8 protein-coding genes are annotated in these 12,286 nt (G+C 70.8%); 4 read left to right on the forward strand and 4 right to left on the reverse strand.

Translation table 11 applies throughout. The features are described 5' to 3' along the window. Positions 1 to 126: 126 nt before the first annotated feature. Positions 127 to 5,655 (reverse strand): ATP-binding protein, encoded by a 5,529-nt coding sequence (locus H9L22_RS16080; RefSeq protein ID WP_187720783.1) that lies wholly within the window; start codon positions 5,653 to 5,655, stop codon positions 127 to 129. Between the two features lie 244 nt (positions 5,656 to 5,899). On the opposite strand from H9L22_RS16080, the gene H9L22_RS16085 reads away from it, so the two are divergent. The 3 genes from H9L22_RS16085 to H9L22_RS16090 are packed head-to-tail and all read left to right on the forward strand — an operon-like array spanning position 5,900 to position 8,005. Continuing rightward, positions 5,900 to 7,303, forward strand: coding sequence for a sensor histidine kinase (locus H9L22_RS16085; protein WP_226965933.1), 1,404 nt, complete (start codon positions 5,900 to 5,902; stop codon positions 7,301 to 7,303). Between the two features lie 34 nt (positions 7,304 to 7,337). Continuing rightward, positions 7,338 to 7,565 (forward strand): response regulator, encoded by a 228-nt coding sequence (locus H9L22_RS20085; RefSeq protein ID WP_320060558.1) that lies wholly within the window; start codon positions 7,338 to 7,340, stop codon positions 7,563 to 7,565. Continuing rightward, on the forward strand, positions 7,508 to 8,005 hold the full coding sequence (locus tag H9L22_RS16090) for a response regulator transcription factor (RefSeq protein ID WP_320060622.1): 498 nt from the start codon (positions 7,508 to 7,510) through the stop codon (positions 8,003 to 8,005). Before H9L22_RS20085 ends, H9L22_RS16090 begins: the two co-directional genes overlap by 58 nt. Before the next feature lie 10 nt (positions 8,006 to 8,015). Here H9L22_RS16090 and H9L22_RS16095 read toward each other — a convergent pair whose 3' ends face one another. Continuing rightward, positions 8,016 to 8,390, reverse strand: a complete 375-nt coding sequence (locus H9L22_RS16095) for a hypothetical protein (RefSeq protein ID WP_187720784.1) — start codon at positions 8,388 to 8,390, stop codon at positions 8,016 to 8,018. 97 nt (positions 8,391 to 8,487) lie between these two features. Then, positions 8,488 to 9,720, reverse strand: coding sequence for an MFS transporter (locus H9L22_RS16100; RefSeq protein ID WP_187720785.1), 1,233 nt, complete (start codon positions 9,718 to 9,720; stop codon positions 8,488 to 8,490). 118 nt (positions 9,721 to 9,838) lie between these two features. Between H9L22_RS16100 and H9L22_RS16105 the strand changes: the two genes are divergently transcribed. Next, complete coding sequence (locus H9L22_RS16105; protein WP_226965934.1) at positions 9,839 to 10,408, forward strand: hypothetical protein; 570 nt, start codon at positions 9,839 to 9,841, stop codon at positions 10,406 to 10,408. A gap of 80 nt (positions 10,409 to 10,488) precedes the next feature. On the opposite strand, the gene H9L22_RS16110 is transcribed toward H9L22_RS16105, so the two are convergent. Continuing rightward, positions 10,489 to 12,189, reverse strand: coding sequence for a fumarate hydratase (locus tag H9L22_RS16110; protein ID WP_187720786.1), 1,701 nt, complete (start codon positions 12,187 to 12,189; stop codon positions 10,489 to 10,491). Positions 12,190 to 12,286: the final 97 nt, after the last annotated feature.

Consider the following 12,286-nt stretch of genomic DNA (forward strand, 5'->3'; position numbering starts at 1 on the left):
TCGTCGCCTCGTCACTACCCCGAAGGCGGGAACCGCAAACACGCATGCCGGGGATGCCCTGACCGGCGGATCCGGCGGCATTGTGGCCGGGCGGATCCATCCGGTCAGGGCGTGGGAGACCGGCTCTCAGCCCAGGTGCGCCTCGATGGTGGCGATGATCGCCGGCCGCAGCTGGGCAGCGGAGATCACCTTGTCGACCGACCCGACCTCGACCGCGCGGTGGATGTTGTGCACGCCGTCGAACTCGGCCGCCACCTCGGAGATCTTCTCCGCCCGGACAGCCTTGCGGACGTCCTGCAGCGCGAGCTGCAGCTCCGTGCGCGCCTCCGGCGAAGCCGAGCGGACGGCGGCCTCCAACTCGGCGACCCGCGGGTCGGCCGTGGTCCTGGTCTCCACGTCACGGGCGAATACCACCGCCGCGGCCGGGGCCCCGCCGATGACGGAGGCGAAGCTGCCCTCCACCGCCAGCACCGTCATGTTCGGATTCAGGCGCTTCGAGAACACCACGAACGCGCCGCCGTGGTACCGCGAGATGACCACGAACACGATCGGGCCCTCGAAGTTGACGATGGCCCGGCCGATCTCGGCGCCGTACTCGAGCTGCAGGTTCCTCATCGAGTCGGGGGAGCCGTCGAACCCGGACAGGTTCGCCAGCACGACCAGCGGCCGGTTCCCGGAGGCCGCGTTGATGGCGCGGGCCGCCTTCTTCGATGAACGTGGAAAGAGGGTGCCGGCCGTGAACGTGTCCGGCCCGTCCGTGGGTGGGAAGCCGACCCGCGGCACCGGCGTCGACTCGATGCCCAGCACGCTGACGGAGTGGCCGCCGATGCGGGCGTCGATCACGACCGCCGTCTCCGCCTCGGCCATCCCCGCCCAGCGCTCGGAGCGGACCTGGTCCTGGTCGCAGACCGCGGCGATGACGGTGCGGATGTCGAACGCCTTCTTGCGGTCCGGGTTGTGCTCGACCGAGAAGATCTGTCCGACGGTGGTGAAGTCGGAGCCCACCGCGCTGTGCGGGAAGTCGGACACGTCACGGTCCGACGGGTCGCTCGTGACAGCGCGACGCGGCCCGTCCTCCCCGACGGCGACGTACGTGTGGTCGTAGTGCTGCAGCAGGATCTCCATGGCCGCGCCCAGGTTGGGTGCCCAGTACTGCGCCTGGCCGTTGGGCCCCATGACGCGGTCGTAGCCACCGATGCCGAAGTTGTCCTCGGCGGAGACTCCGCCGGAGAAGTCGAGCGACTGCTTGCCGGTGAGCACCATGGCCGAGTCCGGGGTCATCACGAGGATGCCGCGAGTGTGCATCAGCATGGTGGCCTCGGCGTTCCAGTACGGCTGGGCGCCGACGTTGATGCCGGCCACCACCACGTTGATCTCGCCGCCGTCCTGCGTGAACTCGACGATGCGGCGCAGCGCCGCCCCGACCCAGTCCATGTTCTCCGTGCCGGAGTCCATCGAGATCCGGGCGCCCGAACTGAGCGTGAACCACTCGACGGGGACGCCCAACTGCTCCGCCAGGTCGATGGCGGCGATGATCCGGGAGCATTCCGGCTCCGCGACGGCGCCGAGCCCCTTGGTGGGATCGCCCGACAGCACGATGCGCGTGACGCCCTCGGGGTGCAGCTCCGTCGGGGTGGTGACGCGGGCGACGATGATGCCGGCCCTGTTCTTCCCGGGGGCCCGGTCGACCTCGGCGAGCTTGCCGTCGGCGTCCAGGTCCAGCTCCGTCAGCGTCCCGCCGGGTCCGGCCAGCGTGGCCGACAGCTCGTACGGGTAGACCAGCCCGCGGCGGCGGGCGCGCAGCACCTTGCCGGCGTAGTCGTCGAGCGGCTTCAGCGGCTCGGTGGGCGGGGCCCCGACCGACGCGGTCGTCCCGGCACCAGGCTGCGCGTGGAACCGGACGGCGAGGGGGACGAGGCGGTCACCCTGGCGGAAGCGGCCCTGGCACAGCACCTCCTCGATGCCGGCGCCGTCGGACAGCGGGGTGATCTTGCCCTGCAGGGGGACGATGTCCTCGAGCGACAGGTCCACCTCGGGCCACACGTCGACCCACACGTGGTTCATGTCGAGCCTGCTGCCGGCCGCCCCGCGCGCACTGCGGGTGCGGCGGATGGCCTCGAGACAGTTCGACACTGCGCGCTCCGCGTGGGGCAGCGCCAGCAGCCTGCCCCGCTCGTCGCGGACGGCGGCGAGCTGACGGACCTGCGCCATCGCCACGAGGCGGCGGTCGTCGGGATTCGACTTGGCGACGCACTCGAACAGCAGGACGTCCTCGGGGGCGGGCAGGCGGGTGGTGTCGAACTCCCGCAGCCGCCAGAGGTCGAGCCGCCGGCCGGCCATGGGGTGCATGCCCCGCAGGTTGCGGTCCTCGACGGGCACGCCGTCGGCGTACCGGAACGTGAAGTACTCCACCAGGCCGTCTGCCGAGCAGGCCCCGACGGCGATCCGCTTCATGTCCGCGTTGGGCCGCCAGGCCGCGAGGGCCGCGGCCAGCTGCCCCGCAAGAGCGTCGGGCTCGGGCCGCTCGTCGAGCAGCACGTACAGCTCGCCGACGGCGTCACCGTTGCCACCGCGGTCGGCGAGCCCGGCCACGAACGCCCGCTCCAGCGCACCGTCGGCGCCGAGTTCCGCGAGTGTGCCGACGGTGCCGACGAAGCGGCGGGCCTTGCCGTCGAAGACGTAGTCGGCACGCAGCACGGCGCGGCCGTCGACGACCAGGTCACGGATGTCGCTGATGGCGTAGTCGCGGTAGTACTTGTGCAGCAGCACCTCGAGCATCGGCTCGGTGGCCCGCACGCCGCGGGCCAGGCGCAGCGCCAGGTAGTTCGCCGTCCACTCGTGCACCCCGGCCAGCGCGAGGACCCGCCGGGAGTAGTCGGCGGGGCGGGGATCGGCGGCGAGGGCCTCGATCTCGGCGGAGAATCCGGCGAGCACTGCCGCGCGTTCTCGGTCGACCTGCGGCTGGTCGAACCACCGGAACCGCACGGAGCGCGACATGTCGCCGATGGCGGGGAACCGCAGCTGGGTGGCGCGCAGCAGCCGCTCGAGGTTGGCGCGTGCCGAAGCGGCGAACCCGTTCGTGGGTGCCGGCTCAGCGATCCAACGGTCGAGGATGCCGAGGACGATGGGGACGTCCGTCGAGGTCCGCTTCTGCGCGAGGAAGATCCGGAAGACGGCGGCCTCCAGGGCCGGGGTCCGGTCGAGCGAATCGACGCCGTAGTGCGCCAGCACCCGGGTGAGGCGCTCCACGAACTGTTCGGGCAGGCCGGCGCGTTCCGCGTCCAGCGTCGTCAGGTAGCGGTGCAGGTGCTCGCGGTCGCTGTGGATCCGCAGCTCGGTGTGCTCCTCCTGCCCGAAGGCCCGGTTGCGGCTCAGTTCGGCCAGGTCGGCAAACAGCCCGATGAGCCCGACCTCACCGGACACAGGGTCGCCTCCCGCGGCGATGAGTTCGTCGCGGGCGGCGAGGTAGCGGGGCAGCGTCTTCGCGGACGGGTCGACGTCGTAGCCCATGAGGGTGGCCGACAGGTCACCCAACAAGCCGGCGACGCGCGCGGCGGGATCCGGATCGGCTGTGGGCTGGGGGACGCGGGTGGCGTCACGTCGGGCGGCCTGCTCGTCACCGGCGAGTTCCTCGGGTGAGTCGCCCTGATCCGAGTCGAGCGGCTCGAGGCGGGCCAGCGGGGCCATCGCCTCGACCTGCGACCCCGTCATGACCTGCAGTTCCTTGATCCTGGCCCGGAAGGGCGCCGGGATCACGGTCTCCATCTTCATCGACTCGAGCACGACGACGGGTGCCCCGGCCTCGACGATGTCGCCGACCGCCGCCGGGGTGGCCACGACGAGCGCGGGGGCGGGGGAGCGGAGGAAGCCGCCCTCGTCCCGCGACACGCGGTGGGCGACGCCGTCGACCTCTACGAGGTGCACAGGGCCGTGGACGGCGGTCACGATGCGGTACTGCTCGCCGCCGACGGTGATCCGCCCCTGGGCGTCGTCGAGTCGGGTCAGCTCGGCGGTCGTCGGCTGGCCGTCGACCTCGACGCGGTAGCGGTCCGGCCCCGTCGCGTAGCAGGTGACGCGGTGCGCGGTGCCGCGCAGCTTGAGGTCGACCGTCAGCCCCGACGTGTGCTGCGTCTGCGGCCGGCCGCCGCGCGCCGTCGACAGCAGGTGGCTGGTCTCGAACTCGACCGCCTCCTCGTAGGCCTCGATCGCCGCCGTCACGAGCGCGACGCCCGCATGCTGGTCGGCGACCAGGCCGCCCGCCGCGCGGGCCCTGTCGATCCAGCCGGTGTCGGCCCACTGGGCCCTGGGGCCGCGGCGGGCCCCCGCCACGGCGGCGGGGCCGACGACCTCCGGCTGTTCAAGCAGCTCCAGGACGAAGCTCTTGTTGGTGACTCCGCCCTCGATGACGACGACGGTCTCGCGCAGGGCGCGACGCAGTCGACCGAGGGCCTCGCTGCGGGTGCGGCCGAAGGCGATGATCTTGGCGATCATCGAGTCGAAGTCGGCGGGGATGGTGTCGCCCTCGGCGACGCCCGTGTCGACGCGGATGCCGGGCCCGGCCGGCAGGTCGAGGCGGGCGATCCGGCCGGGGGCCGGGGCGAAGTCGCGGTCCGGGTCCTCCGCGTTGAGGCGGGCCTCGACGGCGTGGCCGAACTCGGAGGGCCGCTCCGTGAGGCGGCCGCCCGACGCGACGTGCAACTGCGCCCTGACCAGGTCGAACGAGTTGGTCACCTCGGTGATCGGGTGCTCCACCTGCAGGCGGGTGTTGACCTCGAGGAACGCGAACTGGTCGTCGCCGGGGTGGTACAGGAACTCGACAGTCGCCGCCCCGCGGTAGCCGACGGCGAGCGCCAGCCGCTCAGCCGAGGCCCGCAGCTCTGCAGTGCGCTCCGGGGTCAGCAGCGGGGAGGCCGACTCCTCGATGATCTTCTGGTTGCGACGCTGGATGGTGCAGTCGCGCACGCCGACGGCCCAGGCCGTCTCGCCGTCGGAGATCAGCTGCACCTCCACGTGGCGGGCGCCCGTGACGAGCTTCTCCAGGAACACCACCCCGGAGCCGAACGCGCGCTGTGCCTCGTCCCGGGTGCGTTGGTAGGCGTCGGTGAGGTCGGCGGCGCCGTCGACCCTGCGGATGCCGCGGCCGCCGCCTCCCGCCGTGGCCTTGAGCATCAGCGGGTAGCCGACGCGATCAGCGGCCGCGAGGGCATCGTCGAGGGTGTCGACGCCGCCGCCGGACCAGGGGGCGACGGGGACCCCGACCTCCTCGGCGATCAACTTCGAGCCGATCTTGTCGCCGAGCCTGCGCATGGCGTCGCCGGACGGGCCGATGAACGTGATCCCGAGGTCGGCCATGAGGTCGGCGAAGGCCGCGTCCTCTGCCACGAAGCCCCAGCCGACCCAGACCGCGTCGGCGCGGGCGCGTCGCAGGACGTCGGCCAGCAGCCCGTGGTTCAGGTAGGGACGGTCGGAGGCGGGGCCGATGGGGTACGCCTCGTCGGCCTCCCGCGCGAACATCGCCGAGCGCTCCGCGTCCGTGTAAAGGGCGATCGTGACGAGGGGCTCCCTGTCGGGGTGCTCCGCGTTCAGATCCCGTACGGCGTGGATGAGGCGCATGGCGGCCTCACCCCGATTGACGATCGCGATCCGCGTGAACATCGAACCTCCCTGGCATGGCAAACGACCCTCGGCGGAGGGCATGGGGCAACAATTCCGCATCAGGGGTGCCCAGCAGGGCTGGTCCACGGCCAATGTCGACGGTTGAACTTTGTTGGACCTCGACAACGCCTGATGCCCCGTTGGATGAGAGGTCTCTCACCCGCGCCTCACACCGTCCTCAGCGACGACGGCTTCGATCCGTCTCATGGGGCAGTTGCGCGTGGGGCAGGGCAGGATGGGGCGCATGGACGCCAGCCAGACCGCACCCCGCGCGCCGGGCAGCATCCGCCACCGCATCATGTGGCCCATGATCCTGCTGGCCGGCCTCGCCCTGCTGGTGTCCGGCGGGATCGTCTCGGTGATCCAGGACCGGTCGATCACCGCCGCCGTCGACGAGCGACTCGAGCGCACGCGCGACGAGCTGAAGGTACTGGCGCAGAGCGGTGTCGATCCGCAGACCGGCGACCAGTTCACCGGGCCGTCGGAGGTGCTCCACACCTTCCTGTCGCGCACGGTGCTGGGCGACGCTGAGGGCGAGGTCGCCTTCGTCGGGGATCGGATCGAGTGGATGGCCAGCGAGGATCAGCCGGTCCGTCCCGAGGACGACCGGGCCCTCATCGCGGCGGTGGCGCCACTGGCGACCGGCGACAGGATCATCGTCGACACCATCCGCACCGACCGGGGAACATACCGGGTTCTCGTCGCGCCGGTGGTCTACCCGACCAGCCAGGGGGCGCTCGTCCACGTCTACGACATGGACGTGGCGCGGGCCGAGCTGCGCACGACCATGACGCTGTACGCCGTCGTCGCCGTCGTGACCATGGTGCTCGTCGCGCTCGCCGCCTGGTTCGTCGTCGGCCGGCTCCTTCGACCGATCGAGGAACTGCGGGCCGCGGCCGAATCCATCGACGAACGCGACCTGACGACCCGGGTGCCCGTCCGCGGCAACGACGACCTGACGGCGCTGTCCGCGACCATCAACCGGATGCTCGACCGGGTCCAGACCTCCGTCGAGGGGCAGCGGCGGCTCCTCGACGACGTCGGCCACGAGCTGCGCACCCCCATCACCGTCGTCCGCGGACACCTGGAGGTCGTCGACGTGGACGACCCGGTCGACGTCGCGCAGACCAGGGACCTGGCGATCGAGGAGGTCGACCGGATGGGTGGCATGATCAACGACCTCCTGATGCTGGCGCGGGCCACCGAGTCGGACTTCGTCCGCCCGGGCTGGGCGGACGTCGCCTCACTGACGGACCAGACGCTGGGGAAGGCGCGGGCGCTGGGTGACCGGCGCTGGCGGTTGGAGCGGGTCGCGGCCGCCGAGGCGTGGCTCGACGTCTCCCGGATGACGCAGGCGTGGCTGCAGCTCGCCGCCAACGCCGTCAAATATTCGGAACCCGGCTCCCCGATCTCGCTGGGATCGCGGCTGCACCGGGGTGAGGTCCAGCTGTGGGTCAGCGACGCCGGCATCGGCATCGCGCCCGAGCAGCTCCGCCTCGTGCGGGAGCGGTTCGGCCGGACCAGGGAGGCCGTCCAGCACGCCGACGGGGCGGGACTGGGGCTGAGCATTGTCGAGACCATCGTCGCAGCCCACGGGGGCGCCTCGAGATCGAGTCGGTGCCCGGCGAGGGCTCCACGTTCACGATGATCCTGCCCATCTCGCCCGAGAAGGAGACCGACGCATGAGCACCATCCTGATCATCGAGGACGAGGACCGGATCGCCTCGTTCGTCGCGAAGGGGCTCAAGGCCGCGGGCTTCACCTCGCACCGCACGGCCTCGGGCGTCGAGGGGCCACGCTGGCCGTCCACGGCAACTTCGACCTCGTCATCCTCGACGTCGGCCTGCCCGACATCGACGGCTTCGAGGTGCTGGAACGCATCCGGGGCCAGGGCGTCAACGTGCCGGTGATCATGCTGACGGCGCGTTCCTCGGTCGCCGACCGGGTCGCCGGCCTCGAGGGCGGCGCCGATGACTACATGCCCAAGCCGTTCTCGTTCGAGGAACTGCTGGCCCGCATCCGGCTGCGGCTGCGGAGCGAGAGCAGCGCGTCAGGGCAGGGGGAGGTGACCCGCCTCAGCCACAACGGCCTCGTCCTCGACTACCTCACCCGGAAGGCGGAGGTCGACGGCGAATGGGTCGACCTGTCGGCCAGGGAGTTCACCCTGGCGGAGACGTTCCTGCGGAACCCGGGCCAGGTGCTGAGCCGGGAACAGCTGCTGAGCAACGTGTGGGGCTTCGACTTCGACCCCGGGTCCAACGTCGTCGACGTCTACGTGCGTTACCTGCGGGGCAAGCTCGGCAAGGAGCGGTTCGAGACGGTGCGGGGGATGGGCTACCGGCTGGTGTGAGGCGACCGGCTCAGTCGTCGTCGGTCTCGTCATCCAGCTCGTCGTCGTCGTCATCGTCGTCATCGTCTGCGCGGTGCGGAGTGGCTCGTTCGACCGGCTTCGGCTTCGACGTGTCGGCGGGCGCAGCCGTCCCGGTCGGCCGCGTCACGGGCGTGGTGCCCAGCGGGGTCGCGGTGATCGCGGGCGTCTCCGAACCGGATGGCGCTGGGACCGCGGCGGTCGGGGAGGCGACGGGGTGTGGCAGCGGCGAGGGGGTGTCGCCCACCACGATCGCCGGCTCGCTCGTGGGGGGCCTGTCGGGGGACGCGAAGGTGAGGACCTGCCAGCCGAGGAGGATCACGAGGGCGGCGACGAGCGCCGCGACCATCCAGCGTGTGGTGCGCATGGCGCCTCCTTCCCTGACCTCACATTCGACACCCTGCGGATGAGACGTCAACCAGCCGCCGATGAGAGTTCTCTCATCATGGCAGGCGGGCTCAGGTCTAGTTGGCCAGATGCCGGCGCAGGTGCCACAGCGGCGCGAACGCGAGCACCCCGAGGGCAGCCGTGATCCACATGAGGTTCCCGATCCCCAGCGCCTCGCCGGCCCAGCCGGCCGTCAGGGCGCTGACCGGCATGATGCCCCACACGATGAACCGCACCGACGCGTTCATCCGGCCCAGCAGGTGGGGTGGGCACAGCCGCTGCCGCACCGACATCTGCGTCACGTTGTAGATCAGCTGCGCGAAGCCGCCGACGGCGCCGGCCGCGAGCAGGACCCCCATGGCCGCCCACTTGTCGTCGAAGAGGAGGGCGATCGGGTAGGCGAACGTCATGAGGCTGCCCAGCAGGATCGAGAACCGCACCGTGTCGGCGGTGCCGAAGCGGCGCTCGAGGCGGCCGGCGACGGCGGCGCCCCCGAGCCCCCCGACGGCGCCCACCGTCATCAGCACGCCGTAGTTGACGGCGCCGAGGTCGAGCAGCCGCAGGACGATGATGGGTGCCAGCGTGAAGGTGGCCGTGCTCGCGAAGTTGCTGATGCAGCTCGCCACCGTGATCCGGCTGATCGCCGGGTGCCGCACGACGAACGCGAGCCCCTCCCTGATCTCGGTGGTCAGCCTGCGTCGCGGCAGCGGCGCCCGCTGCGCCCGGTACTCGGCCTCGTGGTCGCGGGTGACGAGCAGGAACGCCCAGCTGACCAGGTAGCCGACGGCGTCGGCCAGCAGCAGGACGGGGGCACTCAGGACCTTCAGCAGGAGGCCGCCGACGGCGGGTCCCGCCAGCCGGGCCAGCTGAACGCTGGCCTCCATCCGCGCGTTGGCGCGGGAGATGAACTTCGTGCCCACCAGCATGGGCATGAAGCTGGTGTAGGCCACGTCGAAGAACACGGTGGCGATCCCGATGACGCCGGCCACCACGTACAGGTGCCACAGCTGCAGCACGCCGAGGAAGAAGAGGACGGGCACGGCCGCGATCGCCATGCCGCGCACGAGGTTGGCCCAGATCATGACGGGCCGCTTGAACCAGCGGTCGACCCAGGCGCCGGCGGGGAGCCCCAGCACCAGGAACGCAGCGGTGGAGGCGGCGTTGAGGTAGCCGAGTTCCGATTCGGAGGCGTGCAGGAGCTGGACCGAGATCACCGGTAGGGCGACGGCGCCGAGCTGCACCGCGACGTGCGCGATCGTCTCACCCAGCCAGAAGCGGTTGAAGTTCGCGTCCAGGCCCGGGTCACTCACGGCCACATTCCTCTCAGGCACCCGCAGATCCGCCAAGCGCAGTCGCTCACTCTACCGCCGTCCGCGCCGCCGCCCGACTGTAGGCTCTGGAGGCTGGCCATCGACGAGGAGGATACGAATGCCCTGGTTGGAGATCATCGGTTGGATCGGGTCGGGCCTGGTCGTGTGGTCACTCATGGTGGCCCGTGTCACCAAGTTCCGTTGGATGAACCTGGCCGGCTCGTCGATCGCCGCCGCGTACAACGGCGTCATCGGGGTGTGGCCGTTCATGGCCATGAACGCGATCATCGCCGTCATCGACATCTACTGGCTGGTGCGGCTCTACCGGGAGAAGCACGACGCGGCCGCGTTCGAGGTCGTCGAGGTGGCCCCGTCGGATGCCTACCTGCGGCGGGTGCTCGACGTGCACGCCGCGGACGTCGCCGCGTTCGCCCCGGCGTTCCGGGCCGACGCGGACACGGAGGCCAGGTCGGCGTGGCTGGTGGTCCGCGGCGACGAGACGGTCGGCGTCGTCGTGGTGAGAGCCAGGGAACAGGGTGAGGCGAAGGTGGAACTCGACTGGGTCACTCCCCGATTCCGGGACTTCACGCCGGGCGAGTTCGTCCACGGCTCGTCGGGAATCTTCGCCGACAAGGGCTTCGACCGGGTCGTGGTGGAGGGGGCCCCGCCAGCGAGGAGCGCTACCTGACCAGGGTCGGGTTCACGCGTGACGGTGACCGCTGGGTCAGGCCGGTGGCGGCCTGACCCAGCCGGTCGTAGTCGGAGGGGTCAGAGACCCTCGCGCTTCGGGATGGTCAGGACGAGCGGCTTGCTGACCTCGGCGAAGAAGTCGTTGCCCTTGTCGTCGACCACGATGAACGCGGGGAAGTCCTCCACGTCGATCTTCCAGACGGCCTCCATGCCGAGCTCCTCGTACTCGACGATCTCGACCTTCTTGATGCAGTCCTGCGCCAGGCGGGCGGCGGGGCCGCCGATCGAGCCCAGGTAGAAGCCGCCGTGCGCGTCGCAGGCGTCGGTGACGGCCTGCGAACGGTTGCCCTTGGCCAGCATCACCTTCGAGCCACCGGCGGCCTGGAACTGGTCGACGTAGGAGTCCATGCGGCCAGCGGTCGTCGGGCCGAAGGACCCGGAGGCCATGCCCTCGGGGGTCTTGGCCGGGCCGGCGTAGTAGACGGGGTGGTCCTTGAGGTACTGCGGCATCTCCTCGCCGGCGTCGAGGCGCTCCTTGATCTTGGCGTGCGCGATGTCGCGGGCGACGATCAGGGGGCCGGTCAGCGAGACGCGGGTCTTGACGGGGTGACGGCTCAGCTCCGCGAGGATCTCGTCCATCGGCCGGTTCAGGTCGATGCGGACGACCGCGCCCTTCCCGGTTCCGGTGACGCCGTCGGTCTCAGCGTCCAGGTCGGCGTCGACGGTCTCGGGCATGAAGCGGGCGGGCTCCGTCTCGAGCTGCTCGATGAACACGCCCTCCGGGGTGATCTTGCCGAGGCACTGGCGGTCGGCGGAGCAGCTGACGGCCATCGCGATCGGCAGCGACGCGCCGTGGCGCGGCAGACGGATGACGCGGACGTCGTGGCAGAAGTACTTGCCGCCGAACTGGGCGCCGATCCCGAGCTTGCGGGTCAACTCCAGGACCTGCTCCTCCAGTTCGACGTCCCGGAAGCCGTGCGCCGATAGCGACCCCTCTGTCGGCAGCGCGTCGAGGTACTTCGCGGAGGCGTACTTCGCCGTCTTGAGGGCGAACTCGGCCGACGTGCCGCCGACGACGATCGCCAGGTGGTACGGCGGGCAGGCTGCGGTGCCGAGGGCGCGGATCTTCTCCTCGAGGAACTTCAGCATCGAGTCCGGGTTGAGGACGGCCTTCGTCTCCTGGAACAGGTACGACTTGTTGGCGGAACCGCCGCCCTTGGCCATGAACAGGAACTTGTAGGCGTTCTCGTGCCCCTCGGCCGTGTCGGCGTACAGCTCGATCTGCGCCGGCAGGTTGGAGCCGGTGTTCTTCTCCTCCCACATGGTGATGGGGGCGTTCTGCGAGTAGCGCAGGTTGAGCTGGGTGTAGGCGTTGAAGACGCCCTGGCTGAGCGGGCGCTCGTCGGTGCCGTCGGTGAGGACCTGCTGGCCGCGCTTGCCCATGATGATCGCGGTGCCGGTGTCCTGACACATGGGCAGGATGCCGCCGGCAGCGATGTTGGCGTTCTTCAGGAGGTCGAGCGCGACGAACTTGTCGTTCGGCGAGGCCTCCTCGTCGTCCATGATGTTGCGGAGCTGCTGCAGGTGCGCGGGCCGCAGGTAGTGCGCGATGTCGTGCATCGCCGTCTCGGCCAGCAGCGTCAGCGCCTCGGGCGCGACCTGCAGGAATGTGCGGCCGCCGGGGCCCTCGACGACCTCGACTCCCTCGGTGGTCAGCAGTCGGTAGGGCGTCTCGTCCTTACCGATCGGCAGCATGTCTTCGTAGCGAAACTCCGCCATCGATCCTCCTCGTGATGGTAGGACCAGTCTGGCAGACGGGGCCGTCGCCGCCGTCGTCGGGGTGGTGGGGGAGCCCCGTGGCATGGCCCCCGGGCGG

This window comes from Tessaracoccus defluvii (assembly GCF_014489575.1).
GTDB classification, from domain to species: Bacteria; Actinomycetota; Actinomycetes; order Propionibacteriales; family Propionibacteriaceae; genus Arachnia; species Arachnia defluvii.

Coding starts and splice junctions, on each gene's coding strand:
- H9L22_RS16105 (WP_226965934.1), top strand. CDS start 9,839: ATGCCCTGGTTGGAGATCATCGGTTGGATCGGGTCGGGCCTGGTCGTG.
- H9L22_RS20085 (WP_320060558.1), top strand. CDS start 7,338: ATGAGCACCATCCTGATCATCGAGGACGAGGACCGGATCGCCTCGTTC.
- H9L22_RS16080 (WP_187720783.1), bottom strand. CDS start 5,655: ATGTTCACGCGGATCGCGATCGTCAATCGGGGTGAGGCCGCCATGCGC.
- H9L22_RS16095 (WP_187720784.1), bottom strand. CDS start 8,390: ATGCGCACCACACGCTGGATGGTCGCGGCGCTCGTCGCCGCCCTCGTG.
- H9L22_RS16085 (WP_226965933.1), top strand. CDS start 5,900: ATGGACGCCAGCCAGACCGCACCCCGCGCGCCGGGCAGCATCCGCCAC.
- H9L22_RS16110 (WP_187720786.1), bottom strand. CDS start 12,189: ATGGCGGAGTTTCGCTACGAAGACATGCTGCCGATCGGTAAGGACGAG.